Origin of the sequence: Streptomyces sp. NPDC048295, assembly GCF_040652135.1 — a bacterium.
GTDB lineage: Bacteria > Actinomycetota > Actinomycetes > Streptomycetales > Streptomycetaceae > Streptomyces.
The window spans coordinates 85,839-105,388 of sequence record NZ_JBEZLL010000005.1 but is presented as its reverse complement, the minus strand read 5'-3'; the positions used below and the strand labels follow the sequence as shown (position 1 = coordinate 105,388).

18 protein-coding genes are annotated in these 19,550 nt (G+C 72.5%); 14 read left to right on the top strand and 4 right to left on the bottom strand.

The window, feature by feature from the left end; genetic code table 11:
• Positions 1 to 14: 14 nt before the first annotated feature.
• Positions 15 to 686 carry a lysophospholipid acyltransferase family protein gene (locus AB0D53_RS09065; protein WP_362442273.1) on the bottom strand — a complete coding sequence of 224 codons (672 nt, stop codon included), beginning with the start codon at positions 684 to 686 and terminating at the stop codon, positions 15 to 17.
• Positions 687 to 920: 234 nt separating this feature from the next.
• Here AB0D53_RS09065 and AB0D53_RS09060 point away from each other — a divergent pair, with 234 nt between their 5' ends.
• The 3 genes from AB0D53_RS09060 (at position 921) to AB0D53_RS09050 (ending at position 3,287) form a co-directional block, all read left to right on the top strand.
• Positions 921 to 2,093 carry a glycerophosphodiester phosphodiesterase family protein gene (locus tag AB0D53_RS09060; protein ID WP_362442270.1) on the top strand — a complete coding sequence of 391 codons (1,173 nt, stop codon included), beginning with the start codon at positions 921 to 923 and terminating at the stop codon, positions 2,091 to 2,093.
• Between the two features lie 93 nt (positions 2,094 to 2,186).
• Positions 2,187 to 2,747, top strand: coding sequence for a sigma-70 family RNA polymerase sigma factor (locus AB0D53_RS09055; RefSeq protein ID WP_362442267.1), 561 nt, complete (start codon positions 2,187 to 2,189; stop codon positions 2,745 to 2,747).
• 36 nt (positions 2,748 to 2,783) lie between these two features.
• Positions 2,784 to 3,287, top strand: a complete 504-nt coding sequence (locus tag AB0D53_RS09050; protein ID WP_329817806.1) for a GNAT family N-acetyltransferase — start codon at positions 2,784 to 2,786, stop codon at positions 3,285 to 3,287.
• Positions 3,288 to 3,291: 4 nt separating this feature from the next.
• On the opposite strand, the gene AB0D53_RS09045 is transcribed toward AB0D53_RS09050, so the two are convergent.
• Positions 3,292 to 3,729 (bottom strand): hypothetical protein, encoded by a 438-nt coding sequence (locus tag AB0D53_RS09045; RefSeq protein ID WP_362442263.1) that lies wholly within the window; start codon positions 3,727 to 3,729, stop codon positions 3,292 to 3,294.
• Between the two features lie 2 nt (positions 3,730 to 3,731).
• Positions 3,732 to 4,091 carry a hypothetical protein gene (locus tag AB0D53_RS09040; protein WP_072484474.1) on the bottom strand — a complete coding sequence of 120 codons (360 nt, stop codon included), beginning with the start codon at positions 4,089 to 4,091 and terminating at the stop codon, positions 3,732 to 3,734.
• 619 nt (positions 4,092 to 4,710) lie between these two features.
• Here AB0D53_RS09040 and AB0D53_RS09035 point away from each other — a divergent pair.
• The 8 genes from AB0D53_RS09035 (at position 4,711) to AB0D53_RS09000 (ending at position 15,783) form a co-directional block, all read left to right on the top strand.
• Positions 4,711 to 5,772, top strand: a complete 1,062-nt coding sequence (locus AB0D53_RS09035) for an ATP-binding cassette domain-containing protein (RefSeq protein WP_362442260.1) — start codon at positions 4,711 to 4,713, stop codon at positions 5,770 to 5,772.
• Positions 5,769 to 6,440, top strand: coding sequence for a methionine ABC transporter permease (locus AB0D53_RS09030; RefSeq protein WP_329817803.1), 672 nt, complete (start codon positions 5,769 to 5,771; stop codon positions 6,438 to 6,440). The genes AB0D53_RS09035 and AB0D53_RS09030 overlap by 4 nt, the downstream gene beginning before the upstream one ends.
• A gap of 75 nt (positions 6,441 to 6,515) precedes the next feature.
• Positions 6,516 to 7,379, top strand: a complete 864-nt coding sequence (locus AB0D53_RS09025; protein WP_362442256.1) for a MetQ/NlpA family ABC transporter substrate-binding protein — start codon at positions 6,516 to 6,518, stop codon at positions 7,377 to 7,379.
• Positions 7,380 to 7,520: 141 nt separating this feature from the next.
• Entirely contained in the window at positions 7,521 to 8,168 is a 648-nt protein-coding gene (locus AB0D53_RS09020; protein ID WP_362442253.1) for a GNAT family N-acetyltransferase, read from the top strand.
• Between the two features lie 106 nt (positions 8,169 to 8,274).
• Complete coding sequence (gene cbiE / locus AB0D53_RS09015) at positions 8,275 to 9,513, top strand: precorrin-6y C5,15-methyltransferase (decarboxylating) subunit CbiE (RefSeq protein ID WP_362442250.1); 1,239 nt, start codon at positions 8,275 to 8,277, stop codon at positions 9,511 to 9,513.
• A 333-nt stretch (positions 9,514 to 9,846) separates the two neighbouring features.
• Entirely contained in the window at positions 9,847 to 13,368 is a 3,522-nt protein-coding gene (gene cobT, locus AB0D53_RS09010; protein ID WP_362442247.1) for a nicotinate-nucleotide--dimethylbenzimidazole phosphoribosyltransferase, read from the top strand.
• Positions 13,369 to 13,605: 237 nt separating this feature from the next.
• On the top strand, positions 13,606 to 14,862 hold the full coding sequence (cobA, locus tag AB0D53_RS09005; protein WP_362442244.1) for a uroporphyrinogen-III C-methyltransferase: 1,257 nt from the start codon (positions 13,606 to 13,608) through the stop codon (positions 14,860 to 14,862).
• A gap of 102 nt (positions 14,863 to 14,964) precedes the next feature.
• Positions 14,965 to 15,783, top strand: a complete 819-nt coding sequence (locus AB0D53_RS09000; RefSeq protein WP_362442240.1) for an RNA methyltransferase — start codon at positions 14,965 to 14,967, stop codon at positions 15,781 to 15,783.
• Between the two features lie 4 nt (positions 15,784 to 15,787).
• Here the strand turns inward: AB0D53_RS09000 and AB0D53_RS08995 are convergent, their stop codons facing one another.
• Complete coding sequence (locus tag AB0D53_RS08995; RefSeq protein ID WP_362442237.1) at positions 15,788 to 17,125, bottom strand: serine/threonine-protein kinase; 1,338 nt, start codon at positions 17,123 to 17,125, stop codon at positions 15,788 to 15,790.
• Positions 17,126 to 17,735: 610 nt separating this feature from the next.
• On the opposite strand from AB0D53_RS08995, the gene AB0D53_RS08990 reads away from it, so the two are divergent.
• The 3 genes from AB0D53_RS08990 to AB0D53_RS08980 all read left to right on the top strand — a co-directional run bounded on the left by AB0D53_RS08990 (position 17,736) and on the right by AB0D53_RS08980 (position 19,466).
• Entirely contained in the window at positions 17,736 to 17,942 is a 207-nt protein-coding gene (locus AB0D53_RS08990; protein WP_362442234.1) for a hypothetical protein, read from the top strand.
• 208 nt (positions 17,943 to 18,150) lie between these two features.
• Entirely contained in the window at positions 18,151 to 19,113 is a 963-nt protein-coding gene (locus AB0D53_RS08985; protein WP_362442231.1) for an aminoglycoside phosphotransferase family protein, read from the top strand.
• A gap of 68 nt (positions 19,114 to 19,181) precedes the next feature.
• Positions 19,182 to 19,466 carry a zf-TFIIB domain-containing protein gene (locus tag AB0D53_RS08980; RefSeq protein WP_329817793.1) on the top strand — a complete coding sequence of 95 codons (285 nt, stop codon included), beginning with the start codon at positions 19,182 to 19,184 and terminating at the stop codon, positions 19,464 to 19,466.
• Positions 19,467 to 19,550 lie beyond the last annotated feature (84 nt).

Here is a 19,550-nt window from a genome sequence, read left to right as displayed (position 1 = left end):
CCTCGCGCCTCAGCTCACGCCGCCTTGGCCTTCGTGGCGTAGATGTCGACGTACTCCTGACCGGAAAGCCGCATCACCTCGGCCATCACGGAGTCGGTCACCGCCCGCAGCACATAGCGGTCGCGGTCCATGCCCTCGTAGCGGGAGAACTCCATCGGCGTACCGAAGCGGACCGTCACCTTGCCGGGACGGGGCAGGCCGGACCCGCCGGGCTGCAGCTTGTCCGTGCCGATCATCGCGAACGGCACCACCGGCGCGCCCGTCATCAGCGTCAGCCGGGCGATGCCCGTACGGCCACGGTACAGACGGCCGTCGGGGGAGCGGGTGCCCTCGGGGTAGATGGCGAACGCCTTGCCCTCCTCCAGCACCCGACGGCCCGTCATCAGCGCCGCGACACCGCCGCGGCCGCCGTCCCGGTCCACCGGGATCATGCCGCAGCCGGTGAAGAACCAGGCCATCGCCCGGCCCTTGATCCCCTTGCCCGTCACGTACTCGTCCTTGCCGATGTAGAACACCGGCCGGTCGCAGCAGATCGGCATGATCATCGAGTCGATGAACGTCAGATGGTTGCCCGCGAGGATCACCGGACCGTCCCCGGGGATGTTCTCCACACCCTCCACCTGGGGGCGGAACATCAGGCGCAAGATCGGTCCGAGCACTGCCTTGATGAGTGCGTGTCGGGACAACGGTTCCTCCGGTGTAGTGGCCGGGCCGGCCGAGGAGCGGGATCGTGACGGTCCATGCAGGTGAGGACGATACTCGCGGGTACTCGCTGAACGCACATCGGGTTCACGGAGCGGATACGCGGTGTTGACATGAGTTTCCGCCATGTTCGTCCAGGAGCTGCCCCCACGACGGTACCGCTGCCTACGCTCGGGCCTCGCCCGACAGGTGCCAGACATCACACGCGAGGAGCATTCATGACTGAGCGCGCGCAGGCCGGTCCCGGCCGCAGAACCATGCTGGGAGCGGGAGCCGCCGTACTGGGCACGGCCGCCCTCGGACTGGCCGGCGGCCCGGCCTCCGCCGAAGGCGAGGCCGGCACCGCGGGACGCCACGGCGGTCACGGCTTCCGCCTCGACCTGCCGGTGCCCACCGTCATCGGACACCGCGGCACCAGCGGCTACCGGCCCGAGCACACCCTCGGCTCCTACCAGCTGGCCCTCGACATGGGCGCGCACGTGATCGAGCAGGACCTGGTGCCGACCAAGGACGGCCATCTCGTATGCCGTCACGAGAACGACATCACCGCCACCACCGATGTCTCCGAACACCCCGAGTTCGCGAGCCGCAGGACCACGAAGAAGGTCGACGGCGTCTCCCTCACCGGCTGGTTCACCGAGGACTTCACCCTCGCCGAACTGAAGACGCTGCGCGCCAAGGAGCGCATCCCCGGCACCCGCCAGAAGAACACGCTCTACGACGGCCGCTGGGAGATCCCCACCTTCGAGGAGGTCCTGCGCTGGGCCGACCGCGAGGGCCGCAGGCGCTCCAAGCCCGTCTGGCTGTACGTCGAGACCAAGCACCCCACCTACTTCCGCGGTCTCGGCCTCGGCCTCGAAGAGCCGCTCGCCAAGCTGCTGCGCCGCTACGGCCGGCACCGTCAGCAGTCGCCGCTCATCCTCCAGTCCTTCGAGCCCGGCAGCATCCAGCGGCTGGCGCGGCTCGTCGCGACCCCGCGCGTCGTGCTGCTCTCCGGTGCGGGCGAGCGCCCCTGGGACTTCGTCACGTCCGGTGACCCGCGCACGGTGGCGGACCTGGTGAAGCCCGAGGGGCTGAAGTGGATGGCCTCCTTCGCGCAGGGCATCGGCCCGACCCTGGACCTGGTCATCCCCAAGGACGCCTCGGGGCGGCTCACCGCACCCACCACGCTGGTCGAGGACGCGCACGACCAGGGCCTGGTCCTGCACCCCTACACCATGCGCAACGAGAACACCTTCCTGCCCGCCGACTTCCGGCGCGGCACGGACCCCAACGCCTACGGAGACGCGTTCGGCGCGTTCCGGGCGTACTTCGCGACGGGCATCGACGGAGTCTTCTCCGACAACCCCGACACGGCCCTGCTCGCCGCGGCGGACTTCGCCGCGAAGTGACAAAGCGTCAGCACCCGGCCGGGGCGTGCCCCGGTCGGGTGGTGCTCGCCCGGTACGGCAACCGGCCGCGGTCACGGGCGCGTCGGCCGGGACATGACGCTTCTCGATCTTGTTCCCGCAGGACCCGCCCCCGCGTCCCTGGTCCGTGACCTGCATCCGCTGGTGAGCGCCGAGGCCACGGCCGAGGCGGCCGCCTCCGTCACGGGCGCGGCGATCGAACCGGCCGATCTCGAACAGGCCGTCTGGCTGCGGCTGCTGGAGCGGCTCGCGGGGGAGGGGCCACCGGCCGACCCGGCCCGCTGGGTGCGCGAGGCCGTACGGGGAGAGGCTCGCAGGGCCCGCCGCACCGCCCGGCGCGAACGCCCCTACCGCGACGACACCGCAGCGGACCCGGCCGGCTGCCCCGAGCGGCTCGCCCTCGGCGCCGACGAACGCCGCGCGCTGCGCGCGGCGGTGGACCGGCTGCCCGGCAGGTGCGCCCGGCTGATGTCGGCGATGCTCGCGCCCAGCGATCCGACCTACCGGGAAATCGCAGGGAAGTTGGGTATGTCACAGGGGAGTTTGGGCCCGATCCGTTCCCGTTGCCTTGGATGTCTGCGCAGAATGCTCGCGGCGGAGGTTGCTGCTCCTGAACTGCGGGGAAAGGAGCGTTAGACAACCGGTGGATCAGGTGGGCGGAGGCATGCGCGGATGGGCATGAGCGTGATCATCTCGACGGCGACGGCACAGGACGCCGAACAGATCTTGAAACTCCAGTACCTCTGCTTCCAGAGCGAGGCGGAGCTGTACGGGAACTACCGGATCGACCCGCTCGTCCAGACCCTCGACTCGCTGCGCACCGAGATCGCCACCAACCTGGTGTTCGTGGCGCGGCTGGGCGACGAGGTCGTGGGCTCGGTCCGGGGAGCCGTCGGCACGGACGGTGCGGGCGAGATCGGCAGGCTCTGCGTCCACCCCCGGCTCCAGGGCCATGGTCTCGGTGCCCGGCTGCTGCGGGCGGCGGAGTCGGGACTCGCCGACGAGCGCTCGGCCACCCTGTTCCGGCTGCACACCGGTCATCGCAGCGAGAGCAATCTGCGGCTCTACCGGCGGGCGGGCTACGCCCCCGTGGGCAACGAGACCGGCAGGGACGGCGTCCTGATGATCCTTCTGGAGAAGGACGCCACCAAGCCCGTGTACGTGGCCAGCGCCTGAGCCGCTAGTTCTTCCGCGCCCGGCGCAGCCACATCATCCCGGTGACCGGCAGGATCACCGGGATGAACAGGTACCCCATGCCGAAGTCGGACCAGACGGTGGCGTCCGCGAACGCCGAAGGCTCCGCCATCGTCCAGGTCCCGACGACCAGCACGCCCAGCAGCTCGGCGGCGCAGCACACCAGCGCGGTCCGGCGCGCCCTCTCGCCCCCGCGCACCAGCGAGTACGTGATGAACCCGTACACGAGCGCGGCGACGGCGGACAGTACATAGGCGAGCGGCGCCCTGCCGAAGTCCAGGATCATCTGGACGATCGAGCGGGAGGCGGCCGCGACGGTGAACACCCCGTAGAACCAGACCAGTACCCGGCCGGGACCCGTGCCCAGATCGAAGGGCTGCTTCTCGCCGGTGGCCGCCGCGGGAGTGCGTTCGGTGTCGGTCACGGTCAGTTTCCCCAGATGTCGTAGAGCCGTACTTCGAGGACGGCCAGCACGACCGCGCCCGCCGCCACCGTCACCGAACCCCACCGGGTCCGCTCGGTCAGCGACAGGAAGCCGGCCGCGGGCACGGCGAGGAACGCCCCGATCAGATACGCGATGAAGATCGTCATGCCCTGCTCGGGCCGTTCGCCGCGGGACAACTGCACGATGCCCACCACCAGCTGTGCCAGCGCCAGCAGCGAGACCACGGCCATCCCGATGAAGTGCCAGTCCTTGGTCGGCTGATCGCGGTACGCGGCGAATCCGCACCAGGCGGCGAGGGCGAGCGCGGTCACGGCGACCGCGACCGTCAGGGCGTCAAGCATGAGCCGAGGGTATTACGGAGCGGACGGCCCCCTGTGTGCGCCCCCGCTCCCGTCCGCGTGCGCCCCCGCCGCCGGGCCGCGAGGGCGGACGGGCGGCAGGGCGGAGGGTCGTGGCCTTGGCCACAGCCCGGAACCCGCTCCTGGCCGGTCGCGGATGCGGTCATCGATGCCCTCCCTGTTGTGTCGGTGCAGGTCACAGCGGTGTGGGCGGAGAATTCGACAACCGGTCGAACCGGCTCGCGACACCATCCACGCCTGTCCGCTATTCGGACAGACGGATCGGGCGGATCGTTACGTCTGTTTTACTTGGGCCATGACCACGACGAGCAGCCGCATCCTTGCGACCGAGGCGAACACGACGCCCGGTGCTCGTTGTATGTGTCGAATGCGCACCTTCTGAGGGCCCCCCGCTCCTCGCGCCCCGAAGCGAGACCGAGCCCGGCCGTCCGCATCCGGCGGAACGAGCCCGCCCCGCACCGCCGCCCGGCCACCTGCCGCTGCGAGCCGTGCCGGGACCCCGCTCGGAACGTCCGATCGGAACGTCCGAAACAGTCTCATCAGACGAATGCCCCGTGCCCGGCGGACACCGCGCCGCGCACTCGACAGTGACGGAAACCCTGTGATCACCACTTCGGGCCTCACGAAGGTCTATCAGTCGCGCGGCCGGGAGGTCACCGCCCTGGACGGCGTCGACCTGCACGTCCGCGAGGGCGAGGTGTACGGCGTCATCGGACAGAGCGGCGCCGGCAAGTCCTCCCTGATCCGCTGCATCAACCTCCTGGAACGCCCCACCTCCGGCACCGTGACCGTGGCCGGCCAGGACCTCACCGCACTCGCCGGACGCGGCCGCCGGGCCGGCAGGGAACTGCGCGAGGCGCGCAGCCGCATCGGCATGGTCTTCCAGCACTTCAACCTGCTGGCCTCCCGCACGGTTCAGGACAACGTCGAACTCCCGCTGGAGATCCTCGGCGTCTCCGGCCGGGACCGCTCCCGCAAGGCCCTCGAACTCCTCGGCCTGGTAGGCCTCGCCGACAAGGCCAAGGCCTACCCCGGCCAGCTCTCCGGCGGCCAGAAGCAGCGCGTCGGCATCGCCCGCGCCCTGGCCGGCGACCCCAAGGTGCTGCTCTCCGACGAGGCGACCTCGGCCCTCGACCCCGAGACCACCCGCTCCATCCTCCAGCTGCTGCGCGACCTCAACCAGCAGCTCGGCCTGACCGTCCTGCTCATCACGCACGAGATGGACGTCGTCAAGACGATCTGCGACTCCGCCGCGCTGATGCAGAAGGGACGCGTCGTCGAGTCCGGCACCGTCGGCGAACTGCTCGCCACCCCCGGCTCCGAGCTGGCCCACGAACTGTTCCCCGTCGGCGGTACGGCCTCCGGCCCCGAGTGCACGGTCGTCGACGTCACCTTCCACGGCGACGCGGCCGGCCGGCCGGTGATCTCCCAGCTCTCGCGCACGTACAACATCGACATCTCGATCCTGGGCGCCGCGATGGACACCGTCGGCGGCAAGCAGATCGGCCGGATGCGCATCGAGCTGCCCGGCCGCTTCGAGGAGAACGTCGTCCCGATCGGCTTCCTGCGCGAGCAGGGCCTCCAGGCCGAGGTCGTGACGGACGACGACCCCGCCGTCCCCGTACAGACCCCCGCCCCGCTCACCGAGGAGGTGGCGAAGTGACCTGGTCCGAAATGCAGCCGCTGCTCACCCAGGGAACCATCGACACCCTCTACATGGTGCTCTGGTCCACGGTCGTCACCGTGCTCGTGGGACTGCCGCTCGGGGTCCTGCTGGTCCTCACCGACAAGGGCGGACTGCTCCAGAACACCCCGGTGAACAAGGTCATCGGGGTGATCGTGAACATCGGCCGCTCGCTGCCGTTCATCATCCTGCTGATCGCCCTGATCCCCTTCACCACCTGGGTCGTCGGCACCTTCATCGGCCCGTCCGCGATGATCGTTCCGCTCTCCGTCGGCGCCATCCCGTTCTTCGCCCGGCTCGTCGAGACCGCCGTCCGCGAGGTCGACCACGGGCTCGTCGAGGCCGTCCAGTCGATGGGCGGGTCCATCCCGACGATCGTCCGCAAGGTCCTGCTGCCGCAGGCGCTGCCCTCGCTCATCTCGGGCGTCACCACGACCGTCATCGTGCTCATCGGCTACTCCGCGATGGCCGGCGCGGTCGGCGGCGAAGGGCTCGGCTCCAAGGCCGTCACCTACGGATTCCAGCGCTTCGACAACCAGTTCATGCTCATCACCGTCGCGCTGCTGATCGTCATCGTGACCGTGATCCAGCTGATCGGCGACCTGGCCGTGCGCCTGCTCGCCCGCCGGGGCCGCACCGCCTCCTGAGACCTCCTCTCCGCTCACAAGCCCGAACTCCTTGTCCGGGCGCACCACCCTCACCACCAGAAAGAGGCACTTTTCGTGCGCAGGAACATCAAGATCACCGCCGCCGCCGCCACCGCCGCCATCGCCCTCGGCCTCACCGCCTGCGGCACGTCGTCCGACCCGGGCGCCAAGGGCGAGACCGGTGCCAAGGCCGACACCTCCAAGTCGCTCGTCGTCGCCGCGTCCCCGACGCCGCACGCCGACATCCTGGACTTCGTCAAGAAGAACCTGGCCGAGAAGGCGGGCCTCAAGCTGGAGGTCAAGGAGTTCACGGACTACGTCCTGCCGAACACCGCCACCGAGACCGGCCAGGTCGACGCCAACTTCTTCCAGCACCAGCCGTACCTCGACGACTTCAACAAGAAGAAGAACACCCACCTCGTCTCGGTCGGCACCGTCCACCTGGAGCCCCTCGGCCTGTACTCCAAGAAGGTCAAGGACCTGAAGGACATCAAGGCCGGCCAGACCGTCGCCGTCCCCAACGACACCACCAACGAGGGCCGCGCCCTCCAGCTACTCGCCGAGAACGGCCTCATCACCCTCAAGGCCGGCGTCGGCACCAGCGCCAAGCTGAGCGACATCACCGACAAGAAGGGCCTGGAGTTCAAGGAGCTGGAGGCCGCCACCGTGCCCCGCGCCCTGAACGACGTCGACGCCGCCGTCATCAACGGCAACTACGCCATCGAGGCCGACCTCAAGCCCGCCAAGGACGCCCTCGTGCTCGAAAAGGCCGACGGCAACCCCTACGCGAACATCATCGCCGTGAAGAAGGGCAACGAGCAGGACCCCCGCATCCAGAAGCTCGTGAAGCTCCTGCACTCCGACGAGGTCAAGAAGTTCATCGAGGACACCTACCAGGGATCCGTCGTCCCCGCCTTCGGCACCGCCGCCAAGTCCTGACACCCGTACGGCATTTGTCCCAGGAGCCCCGCGCACCCCACCGAGGGGGGCGCGGGGCTCCGTCGTGCGGACCCGACCATGCACGGCATGCGGCCGATGCTGCATGCTGTGCCTTTAACGGTCTTCGGTATGGAGCTGCGCATGACTTCCACCTTTCCGGACATCTCCATCAGCACGGATCGGTTGGTGCTGCGCCCCTTCGACATGGCGGACGTCCCCGCGTACATCGAGATGATGAACGACGAACTCGTCGTCGCCTGGACCGAGGCACCCCACCCCTACACCCAGGTCGACGCCGAACGCTGGGTCCGCAGGATCGCCCCCGCCCAGCGCACCACCGGTGACGGCATCGTCCTCGCCGTCACCGAGTTCCTCACCCAGCGGCTCGTCGGCTCGGTCCGGCTCCGCAACACCGACTGGCGCACCCTCTCCACCGAGGTCTCCTACATCACCGCCCCGTGGGCCCGCGGCGAGGGCTACGCCACCGAGTCCGTACTGGCCGTGGCCCAGTGGCTCTTCCGCGACCAGGGCTTCGAGCGCATCGAACTGCGCACCGCCGCCGACAACACCTCCTCCCAGCAGGTCGCCCAGAAGCTCGGCTGCATCAGCGAGGGCGTCCTGCGCAACGCCCGCATAGCGCGCACCCGGACCGAGAACGGCACGGACGGAGGCTGGACCGACATCAGGACCGACCTGATCGTCTGGGGCCTGCTCCCCGAGGACCTCGAAGGCGTCGCCGAGCAGCTCGCCGACGCGGGCGGCTACGGCGCCTACAACGACTGGAACTGACCCCCGGAAGGGGCCCTGACGCCCTTCTGGTACGGACCGGGTACTCTCGCTCTGCCCCACTTCACCACCATCCCCACCTGCGACGACTCCAGGAGACTGACGACAGATGGCCGATCGGGTCACCGTGATCGGCTGGGACGGCTCACCACTGACCGAAGTGGCCACGGCCGCCCTCTCGGCCGCCACGCTCGTCGCCGGAGCCGCCCACCACCTCGCACTCCCCGAAGTCCCGGCGAACGCCGAACGGATCCGCCTGGGCTCCATCGACCTGGCCGCCCGCCGGATCGCCGGCCACCGCGGCAGCGCCGTGGTCCTCGCCGACGGGGACCCGGGCTTCTTCGGCGTCGTACGCAACCTCCGCGCACCCGAACACGGCCTGGAGGTCGAGGTCGTCCCGGCCGTGTCCTCCGTCGCCGCCGCGTTCGCCCGCGCGGGAATGCCGTGGGAGGACGCCCAGACGGTCGTCGCCCACCCCCGCACCCTGCGCCGCGCCGTCAACGTCTGCCGCGCCCACCACAAGGTCGCCGTGCTCACCTCGCCGGGCGCGGGCCCCGCCGAACTCGCCCTGCTCCTGGAGGGCGTGCACCGCACCTTCGTCATCTGCGAGGAGCTCGGCACCGCCCGCGAACAGGTCACCGTCGTCACCTCCGACAAGGCCGCCGACCACGTCTGGCGCGACCCCAACGTGGTCATCGTCATCGGCAGCGGCCCCGAACCGCAGGCCACCGGCGCCTGGATCGCCGGCCGTCACCCCGCCCACCCCCAGGGCGTACGCGGCTGGGCGCTGCCCCCGCAGGCCTACGCGAGCAGCGCCACCGAGGGCGGCCGGAACAGCGGCGAGGGCGAGTCCCCGGGGCTGCGCGCCGCCCAACTGGCCCGCCTGGGCCCCCGGACCGGCGACCTCCTCTGGGACATCGGCTCCGGCAGCGGGGCCCTCGCGGTGGAGGCAGCCCGCTTCGGCTCGGCGGTCCTGGCCGTCGACAGCGACCCGGCGGCCTGCGCCCGTACCGCGGCGGCGGCGCGGGTGTTCGGAGTCCAGCTCCAGGTCGTCGAGGGCCGGGCTCCCCATGTGCTGGAACGGCTGCCGGAACCCGATGTCGTACGGATCGGGGGCGGCGGGGTCCCCGTCGTCACCGCCGTCACCGAACGGCGGCCGGAACGCATCGTGACCCATGCCTCGACGCGGGACGAGGCCGAGGCGCTCGGAGCCGCCCTGAGCGCGAACGGATACACCGTCCGCTGCTCGCTCCTCCAGTCCGTCGAACTCGACACGGCCGCCTGGTCGGAGCGCGAACGCTCGGTCGTGTTCCTCCTCTCGGCGCTGCGCTCCGACCTCGCCCCGTGACCCGGTCGGCGTACAGCGGGAGGTAGGCTGGCCGATCGTTGTACCGCGCCCGGACGTTCGTCGCTTCGTTCGTCAATGTCCGGAAAAGAGGACCGTTTTGGCCCCCGTTGTGGTACGGCGGAACCGGGGGGTGCGCGACGTGGCGCAGTCCACAGCGGGCCGTGGCGAAATGAGCTGCCGCGGCGGCGAACGGCCGCGAGAATGCAGTATGTCCGCGACCGATTCGTGCCGCGCGGCGAGCCCGCTCGTTCTTGTTGACGAGCGCCGGCGTGCCGTGTTCGGGCGTCCCGGGCGAAGGGCCGAAGGAGCACTGACGATGGGCGAGGGGTACGCATGAGTGACACCGGCCAGATCCCGGGTGAGGGACTGCCGGAGAACGCAGGCACGGTGGAGCAGCCGGGCGTCGCCGCCCCGGATGCCTACACCTACCTCGCTCCCTCCGAGCATGTCTCCGAGGACGACGACATCCTCCTGATGCCGAGCCCGCAGGGAGCCTGGAGCGACCCGCAGGCCGTACCGGCCCCGGGCCAGTACCCCGAGGGCGTCGCCGCCCAGGCCCAGGTGCCCGGACAGGCCGCCTACCAGGCCCCGCCCGTGGCACAGCCCTACGCCCAGCCGGCCGGCGAGGCCCCCGCGCAGCCCCAGGGGCCCGTTCAGGTCCAGGTGCAGGAGCTCCCGCTCCAGGCTCAGGCCGCGGACGTGTACGCGGCCCAGCAGGCGGTGGCGGAGTCGCTGCCCGAGGCGGGCCAGGGGACCCATGAGTCCGGCGGCCGCGACTCCGGTTCGGTCGACCTGAGGGGCGTACGGATTCCGTCGCCCGCCCCGGCCCCCGCTCCGGCGGCCCAGCCGCAGGCCCAGGCCCCGGTGCGCCGTCCGCTGCACCGCGGCCCGGTCGCCGCCGACGGCGCGCCGTCGTACGGCGGGCCGGCGACCGGCGGAGTGGTGCGTTCGCTCGCCGACCGCGGCCCCGCGGGCGCGCCCCAGGCACAGGTCCGGCCCCAGGCCTCCGCGCGGCACGCCGGTCCGCCGACCACCGGCCCGGAGTACTTCGAGATGCCGGCCGAGGACGCGTCCGCGCTGCCGGGCCCGCAGCTCGGGGAGATCCTGCCGCAGGGCGGCAGCCCGTGGGGGGCCCAGGCACCGCAGCCGGAGGCCGCACCGGTGGCGGCAGAACCGGCCGTCGCGGAAACGGCCGTCGTCGTCGAACCGGTCGTCGAGGAGACGGCCGTCGTCGTCGAACCGGTCGTCGAGGAGACGGCCGTCGTCGTCGAACCGGCCGTCGCGGGGCAGGTCGCTCCGGAACCCGTTGCCGAGCCGGTGCGAGAGTCCCAGCCGGTTCAGTCCGCTCCGGTCGTGGAACCGGAGGCCGCGGTCGCCCCGGCCGCCGAGCCGGTACCGGCCGTGGCCGGAACACCCGCCGACATCCCCGCCGAAGTCTCCGCCGATGCCGGGGCCCCCGCCGAAGAGATCACGCCGCAGGACACCGCGGAAGCCGCTCCCATGGGCCTGTTCGTGCCCGTGGAGGGTTCGGTGCCGACGACTCCGCACCTGGCGCCGACGCCCGTCGTCGAGCAGACCGTCGAGGCGGAGCCCGCGACCGGACCCGAGGCCGAGCCGGAGCCCGAGGCCGAGCGTGTGCCGATCGCCATGGAGCCCGTGCAGGTGCCCCGGCCGGAGATCGCCGAGGCCCAGCAGGAGCAGTCGGTGGAGGCCGAGGAGGCCGTCGAGCTCCCCGCGCACGCCGAACCGGCCGAGCTCGTCGCGAGCGCCGAGGCCGTCGAGGCTGCCGAACCCGTCGTGAATGCCGACGCGGTCGTGCACGCGATGCCCGCCGAAGCCCCCGTGCCGGTCCCCGTTCCCGCCCCCGAGGCCGGGGTTCCGACGGTGCCCGAGCCGGAGGCCGGACAGGGCCCGGAGGTCGTCGAGACCCCCGGCACCACGGCCCCCGCGGACATCGTGGACGGTGCGGAAACCGCCCCGGTCGCGGAGCCCGCAGCGGCGGCGGCCGTGGCGACGGATGCCCCCGAGGCCCCCGAGGCCGGGCACCTGGAATCCGTGGAGCCCGGGGCACAGCCCCAGGAGCCCGCCGAGGCGGACGCCCCCGAGGCCGAGGCTCCCGCCGGCCCGCCGGCCCCCGGCTACGACGACGCCGAGCGCGAGGCGGTGCTCCGTGTCATGCGTGAGCGCCGCGACATCCGCAACGGCTTCCGCAGCGACCCCATCCCGCACGAGGTCCTGCTCCGCGTCCTCGAAGCCGCGCACACGGCGCCCAGCGTCGGTCACTCGCAGCCCTGGGACTTCGTCGTCATCCGCTCGGCGGAGACCCGTCGCTCCATGCACGAACTGGCGCAGCGTCAGCGCGACGCCTACGCCAAGTCGCTGCCCAAGGGGCGGGCCAAGCAGTTCAAGGAACTGAAGATCGAGGCCATCCTCGACACCCCGGTGAACATCGTCGTCACCGCCGACCCCACCCGGGGCGGCCGGCACACCCTCGGCCGGCACACCCAGCCGCAGATGGCCCCGTACTCCTCCGCGCTCGCCGTCGAGAACCTCTGGCTCGCCGCGCGCGCCGAGGGACTCGGCGTCGGCTGGGTCAGCTTCTTCGACGAGCGCGAGATGGTCCGTGCCCTGGGCCTGCCCGAGCACCTCGAAGTCGTCGCCTACCTGTGCGTGGGTTACGTCGACGAGTTCCCCGAGGAACCCGAGCTGATGCAGGCGGGCTGGTCCAAGCGGCGCCCGCTGTCCTGGGTGGTCCACGAGGAGACCTACGGCCGCCGTGCCCTGCCCGGCGAGGAGCCGCACGACCTGCTCCAGGAGACCATCTCCAACATCCGCCCGCTGGACGCCAAGGCGCTCGGCGAGGCATGGGAACGCCAGAAGCGGATGACCAAGCCGGCCGGCGCGCTCGGCATGCTGGAGATCATCTCGGCGCAGCTGTCCGGGCTCTCCCGGATGTGCCCGCCGCCGATCCCCGAGCCCGCGGCCGTCGCGATCTTCGCGGGCGATCACGGAGTGCACGCCCAGGGCGTCACGGCCTGGCCGCAGGAGGTCACCGGCCAGATGGTCGCCAACTTCCTCGGCGGCGGCGCGGTCTGCAACGCCTTCGCGGCCCAGGTCGGCGCCGAGGTGTGCGTGGTCGACGTCGGCGTGGCCATGGAACTGCCCGCGACACCCGGCCTCCTGCCCCGCAAGGTGCGCGCCGGTACGGCGGACTTCACGACCGGTCCCGCGCTCACCCGCGAAGAGGTGCTCGCGGCGATCGAGGTCGGCATCGAGACCGCCCGCGATCTGGTCGCTGCGGGCAACAAGGGCCTGCTCACCGGTGAGATGGGGATCGCCAACACCACGGCGTCGGCCGCCCTGATCTGTGTGTACACGGGCATGGACCCGGCCGAGGTGACCGGACGCGGCACCGGCATCAACGACGAGATGCACGCCCGCAAGGTGGACGTGGTCCGTCGCGCCCTCGAACTCCACCAGCCCGACCCGGCCGACCCGATCGGTGTCCTGGCGGCGGTCGGCGGCCTGGAGCACGCCGCGATGGCCGGATTCCTGCTGGGCGGCGCCTCGCTCCGTACGCCCGTCATCCTCGACGGCGTGAGCGCGGGCGCCGCGGCCCTGGTCGCCCGGGCGATCGCCCCGGAGGCCCTGGCCGCCTGCATCGCGGGCCACCGCAGCGCCGAGCCCGGCCATGTGGCCGCGCTGAACAAGCTGGGCCTGCGCCCGCTGGTCGACCTCGACCTCCGCCTCGGCGAGGGAACCGGTGCGCTGCTGGCGCTCCCGATCGTGCAGAGCGCGGCGCGCGCGATGCACGAGGTCGCGACGTTCGACTCGGCGGGCGTGACGGAGAAGTAGACCGGACCCCGCTCCTCAAGCCCCTCCGGCGGGTGAGGAGCGGGGTCCGGGGCGCGGCCCCGGTCGAGGGGCGGGGAAGGGACGGCCCGCCGCCGTCGCCCGCTCCGCCACCGCAGTGCCCGCCACGGCCCCCGGCGCACCCCGTATCGTGGACCCGCCCCCATAAAACCGCACGTCACAGCCGCTCCACCGTCGCAGCGGCCCGCACTTCGCATCGCACGAGGAGTCCGCACCGCCATGGCCGAGCACGCCGATCACCCCGCGTACCCCGTCGGACTGCGTCTGAGCGGGCGCCGCGTCGTCGTCGTAGGCGGCGGCCAGGTCGCGCAGCGCCGCCTCCCGGCGCTCATCGCGGCGGGCGCCGACATCACCCTCGTATCGCCGTCCGCGACCCCGTCCGTCGAGGCGATGGCCGACGCCGGAGAGATCCGCTGGGAGCGCCGCCGCTACGAGGACGGCGACCTCGCCGACACCTGGTACGCGCTCATCGCCTCCGACGACGATGCCGCCAACGATGCCGCGTCCGCCGAGGCCGAGCGCACCCGTACCTGGTGCGTGCGCAGCGACAACGCCGATGTGGCCACCGCCTGGACCCCGGCCACCGGCCGCAGCGAGGGCGTGACCGTCGCCGTCCTCTCCACCGACGCCCAGGGCCGCGACCCGCGCCACTCCGCCGCCGTCCGCGACGCCATCGTCGAGGGACTGCGCGACGGCACGCTCGCCGCCCCGCACCACCGCACCCGGCCCGCCCCCGGTGTCTCCCTGGTCGGCGGCGGCCCCGGCGACCCCGACCTGATCACCGTGCGCGGCCGCCGTCTCCTCGCCGAGGCCGACGTCGTCATCGCCGACCGGCTCGGCCCCCGCGACCTGCTCGACGAACTGCCGCCGCACGTCCAGGTGATCGACGCGGCGAAGATCCCGTACGGCCGCTTCATGGCGCAGGAGGCGATCAACCAGGCGCTCATCGAGCACGCCAAGGCCGGCAAGGCCGTCGTGCGGCTCAAGGGCGGCGACCCGTTCGTCTTCGGCCGGGGCATGGAGGAGGCCCAGGCGCTCGCCGCCGAAGGCATCCCGTGCACCGTCGTCCCCGGCATCTCCAGCTCGATCTCCGTACCCGGCGCGGCCGGAATCCCCGTCACCCACCGCGGCGTCGCCCATGAGTTCACCGTCGTCAGCGGTCATGTCGCGCCCGACGACGAGCGTTCGCTGGTCGACTGGGCGGCGCTCGCACAGCTGCGCGGCACCCTGGTGCTGCTGATGGCCGTCGACAAGATCGGCGCCATCGCGAAGGCCCTCGTGGCCCACGGAAAGTCCCCGGACACCCCGGTCGCCCTGGTCCAGGAGGGCACCACGGCATCCCAGCGCCGTGTCGACGCGACCTTGGCGACCGTCGCCGAACGGGCCGCCGCCGAAGACGTACGCCCCCCGGCCGTCATCGTCATCGGCGACGTCGTCGCGGTCGGCACCGGCGCCGCACCGCGCCCCGCCGGGTAACCGGCCCGGACACCGCCCGCACCACCCCGCAGAGTAACCAGCGGTAACGGATCTTCTTCCGAGCCGTTGGCACCACACACCGGACAAGGCAGTATCGAACCCGTGGCTGATCTCATCACCGTCGACGACCCCGACGACCCGCGCCTGCGCGACTACACCGGGCTGACCGATGTCGAACTCCGGCGCAGGCGGGAGCCCGCCGAGGGCCTCTTCATCGCCGAGGGCGAGAAGGTCATCAGACGCGCCAGGCACGCCGGGTACGAGATGCGGTCGATGCTGCTCTCGGCGAAGTGGGTCGACCTGATGCGCGACGTGATCGACGAGGTCCCGGCCCCGGTGTACTCGGTCAGCCCCGAGCTCGCCGAGCGCGTCACCGGCTACCACGTCCACCGCGGTGCCCTCGCCTCGATGCAGCGCAAACCGCTGCCGACCCCGGACGAGCTGCTGACGACGGCCCGCCGGGTGGTCGTCATGGAGGCCGTCAACGACCACACCAACATCGGGGCGATCTTCCGCAGCGCCGCCGCCCTCGGCATGGACGCCGTCCTGCTCTCCCCGGACTGCGCGGACCCGCTCTACCGGCGCTCCGTCAAGGTCTCGATGGGCGCGGTCTTCTCCGTCCCCTACGCCCGCCTCGCCACCTGGCCCAAGGACCTGGAGGCCGTACGGGAAGCGGGCTTCAGACTCCTCGCGCTGACCCCGGACGAGAAGGCCGGCAGCATCGACGAGGCGGCACCGCACCGGATGGACAAGGTGGCCCTGATGCTGGGCGCCGAGGGCGACGGCCTCTCCACCCGGGCCCTGGTCGCCGCCGACGAATGGGTACGCATCCCGATGGCGCACGGCGTCGACTCGCTCAACGTGGGAGCGGCCGCGGCGGTCGCGTTCTACGCGGTGGCATCGGGCCGTCCGGAGAACTGACCGGCTACGGGAGCTGCCGGTCCCGGACCGGGCTCTCGACCTGGGTCTGGGTGCTCGTCCCGGGTCGGCTCGGATCCGTACCCAGCCCGCGGGACGGCCCCTGACAGCCCTGGGCCGCCGCGATGCCGAGCGCCACCAGCAGCGTCACCACCACGAAGACGACGAGCCGCTGCCTCAGCAGCCGCGGATTGGCGGGCCGCAGCCCCGCCGACGTCGGACGGGCCCCGGGCCGGGTGCCCGGCCGGCCGTTCGTCCCGTTCGTACCCTGCGGACGCCTGCCGGACCGGGTGGTACTGCGGGGCTGCTGCTGACGCGGGCGCGAACCACCCGTCCGGGGCGCCCCGGACCGCGAGGACGAGGACGGCCTGCTGCCCTGGGGCTGCTTCTGCTTCTGCTGACGGGGCGCGGGAGGAGCCGATCGCCGCGTCTGCTGCTCGGTGTACGGGCCGTCGAGGCGGCCGGTCGGCCGGTCCAGCTCCTGCGCCGAACGCTGCACGGGCGGCCGGCTCTCGTGCAGCCCCTGCGCCTCGCGTGCCGCGATCTCCTTGAGCCGCATGGAGAGTTGGAGCGTGCTCGGCCGCTCCTCGGGATCCTTGGCCAGACAGGCGCTCACCAGCGGCGCCAGCGCGTCGTGCACATCGTGCAGCTGGGGCTCCTCGTGCACCACGCGGTACAGCATCACCTCGGAACTGCCGTGCCCGAAGGGCGAATCGGCCATGGCCGCGTACGCCAGCGTGGCCCCGAGCGAGAACACGTCGGTCGCGGGTGTCACGGCCGCGCCGCGCACCTGCTCGGGCGCGAGGAACCCCGGCGAGCCCACCGCCGTACCGACATGGGTGAGGGTGGAGGCCCCGGTCGCCCAGGCGATCCCGAAGTCGATGATCCGGGGACCCTTGGGAGAGAGCAGGATGTTCGACGGCTTCAGGTCACGGTGGACGACACCGGCCTCGTGCACCGCCACCAGGCCCTCGGAGAGCGCGGCCCCGATCGAGGCGACCTCGGCGGCCGACAGCGGTCCCTCCTCGGCCACCTTGTCGTGCAGCGAGGGCCCCGGGACATACTGCGTGGCGAACCACGGACGGTCCGCCTCCAGGTCCGCGGCCACCAGGCGCGCCGTGCAGCCGCCGCGGATCCGCCGGGCGGCGGACACCTCGCGCGCGAAACGGGAGCGGAACTCCTGGTCCTCCGCCAGATCGGGGCGGATCACCTTGAGGGCCACCCGCTGCCCCCGCCGGTCCGAACCCAGGTAGACGACACCCATGCCGCCCGCCCCGAGCCGCCGGTGCAGCCTGAACGAGCCGACGACACGCGGGTCCTCGCGCCGGAGCCGCATCATCGCCATGTCTGCCCATCCCCGCTGCCTGGTCCGCCTGACGAGGCACAGCTTACGTACCCGGCGCCCGGGGCGCTCAGAGGCCGCGCCCTCACCGGTCGATCGATTGTCGGTGCGCGGCGCGGCCCATGACGGGGCGTACAGCCGGCACGGATTCGGTGCCGGCCGCGTCCGGACGCCAAGGCGGTTGCGGGGAAGGGGGGTTGGAGCCCGCCCCGGCCGGGCCGGTGGCACGGCGTGGACCCCGGTCCGGACGCCGCCGAGCGGCCTCCACCGGCACACCGGGGCCGGCGCCCGGGGACCGGGGGAGCGGAGCGTGAGCGAGGTCACGGCAACTGCGGCCGTACGCCTCGTGGGCCGCACCGTCCAACGAATCCGGCGCCGCCGGAAGTTCGCCGCAACCCCTCCGGGATGTCCCCCGGGATCAGGTGCCCGGTCTCCACCCAGGGGAGTACATCCACGGCCCGGGGCTCATCCTCCGGGAGGCCCGGCAATCGGTACGCGGGCATGACGCCCCGCGCCCCGCGCCTCCCTAATGTTGAGGTCAAGCGGCGGGCGCAGCACTCGTCCCCCGAGGTCACACGCCCGCCGCCCCTATATACGAGTCGGGAGAGGAACCATGGCGGACACGGCAACGCGGACCCTGATCCGCACGGGACGCAGGGCCCGTGCCCCGTTCGGCAGCCGCCCGTCCTCCGGCACCCGCCACCCCCTGGTGGCGACGGCGATGGTTCTTCCCCTGGCGACCCTGCTCGTAGTCGTCTTCGGCGGCTGGGACGCAGTGGTCACACAGGCGTCGTCCGTGGGCGTGATGCTGGGGCGCTGAGCGGCGCCCCGGGTCCGGAAGAGCGGTCCGGACCGGGACATCCGGCCAACAACCCCGTGGGGACGGGGGTGCGGCGGACGGCAGCGTTTGTCCGGTCAGCTGGGGAGCTGACCGGACATCGCGCTGTCCGGGCCCGTTCACGTCGTACGCTCATCGGCGGGCCCGGCGCGGACCGGCCGCCCGCACCTGTTCGCCACCGGGGGAGACCGTGACCACCGCAGTCGTACGCGAGCTGGGCTCCCTCGCCCACCGGGCCGCCCACCCCCGCTCCGGGGAACCCTGTGCCTGCCCGCCCCCGGCCGTGCTCGCGGACCGTCCGGACGGCACGGTGGTCCGCAGCGGGGCCGTCGTCGCCAAGGCCCACGCCCCCGGCACGGACACCTCCGGCCTGCTCACCCGCCTCGGCCTCGCGTACGACCCGCGCCTGACCGGCATCCTGCTCGCCCCGCTGGAACCCCACCCCGCCCCACCCCTCGACGACCGCCCCGTCACCCTGTGGCCCCATGGCCTTCCCGTCGACCCCGCCGACCCCGACGCCGCTCCGTGGGAAGAGGCCGGCGAACTGCTGGCCGGACTGCACCGGACCCCGGCCCCGCCCGCCCTCGCGCTCCCGCCCATGCGCGGCCCCGCGAAGGCCGCGCTCGCCGTCGCCCGGATGCGCACCGCCCGGCCGGCCGACCCGGCCACCGTCCCCGTACTCGAAGCCTGGCACCGCCTGCCGGCCTGGGCCCGCGACGAGGCCACCGCACCCGCCCACCGTGCGCACTTCCTCTGCCACGGCGATCTGCACCTGGGCCAGCTCGTCCGGCACCCTGCCCCGCACGGACCCTGGCTGCTCATCGACATCGACGACGCCGGTCTCGGCGACCCCGCCTGGGACCTCGCCCGCCCCGCCGCCTGGTACGCCGCCGGGATCCTGCCCCCCGAGGTCTGGCTCCGTTTCCTGGACGCCTACCGGGCGGCGGGCGGCCCCGCCGTGCGCGCCGGGGGCGACCCCTGGCCGGAGCTGGATGTGCCGGCCCGCGCCCTGACCGTCCAGACCGCCGCGCTGGCGTTCGCCAAGTCCGCGACGGAGGGCCGGATTCCGGACGAGGTGGAGCAGGCGATGATCGATGCCTGTGCCCGAATCGCATCCCTCCCGCCCGAGTTGGGCGCCGGACACCCGTCGTAGGCTGAACCGACCGTCGGCGGGCCTGAATTCCGGCGACGGCGACCCGACGGCGAGGAGTGAGCCGAACGATGCAGTGTCCCAAGTGCCACGCGCAGATGCACACGTACAACCGCAACGGCATACAGATCGAGCAGTGCAGCGGCTGCCGGGGAATCTTCCTCGACTACGGCGAGCTGGAGTCCCTCACCCGTATCGAGGCGCAGTGGACGCAGCAGGCTCCGCCCGCCCCGCCCGCCCCGCAGGCCTATCCGGCCGCCCCGGCACCCGCCTGGGGAGCTCCGCAGTACCAGGGCGGCCACCACGGCGGTCACTACCGGCACAAGAGCTTCGGCCGCATGCTCTTCTCGTCCTGAACGGTCCGACTCGTCCTGAACGGGCCGGCACCGGCGAGTGCCTGACCGCGGGCCCGGACGCCTTCCGTCCGGGCCGTGCCGGTG

Coding starts and splice junctions, on each gene's coding strand:
- AB0D53_RS09060 (WP_362442270.1), top strand. CDS start 921: ATGACTGAGCGCGCGCAGGCCGGTCCCGGCCGCAGAACCATGCTGGGA.
- AB0D53_RS09055 (WP_362442267.1), top strand. CDS start 2,187: ATGACGCTTCTCGATCTTGTTCCCGCAGGACCCGCCCCCGCGTCCCTG.
- AB0D53_RS09050 (WP_329817806.1), top strand. CDS start 2,784: ATGGGCATGAGCGTGATCATCTCGACGGCGACGGCACAGGACGCCGAA.
- AB0D53_RS09040 (WP_072484474.1), bottom strand. CDS start 4,091: ATGCTTGACGCCCTGACGGTCGCGGTCGCCGTGACCGCGCTCGCCCTC.
- AB0D53_RS09020 (WP_362442253.1), top strand. CDS start 7,521: ATGACTTCCACCTTTCCGGACATCTCCATCAGCACGGATCGGTTGGTG.
- cbiE (WP_362442250.1), top strand. CDS start 8,275: ATGGCCGATCGGGTCACCGTGATCGGCTGGGACGGCTCACCACTGACC.
- cobT (WP_362442247.1), top strand. CDS start 9,847: ATGAGTGACACCGGCCAGATCCCGGGTGAGGGACTGCCGGAGAACGCA.
- cobA (WP_362442244.1), top strand. CDS start 13,606: ATGGCCGAGCACGCCGATCACCCCGCGTACCCCGTCGGACTGCGTCTG.
- AB0D53_RS08995 (WP_362442237.1), bottom strand. CDS start 17,125: ATGGCGATGATGCGGCTCCGGCGCGAGGACCCGCGTGTCGTCGGCTCG.
- AB0D53_RS08990 (WP_362442234.1), top strand. CDS start 17,736: ATGGCGGACACGGCAACGCGGACCCTGATCCGCACGGGACGCAGGGCC.
- AB0D53_RS08980 (WP_329817793.1), top strand. CDS start 19,182: ATGCAGTGTCCCAAGTGCCACGCGCAGATGCACACGTACAACCGCAAC.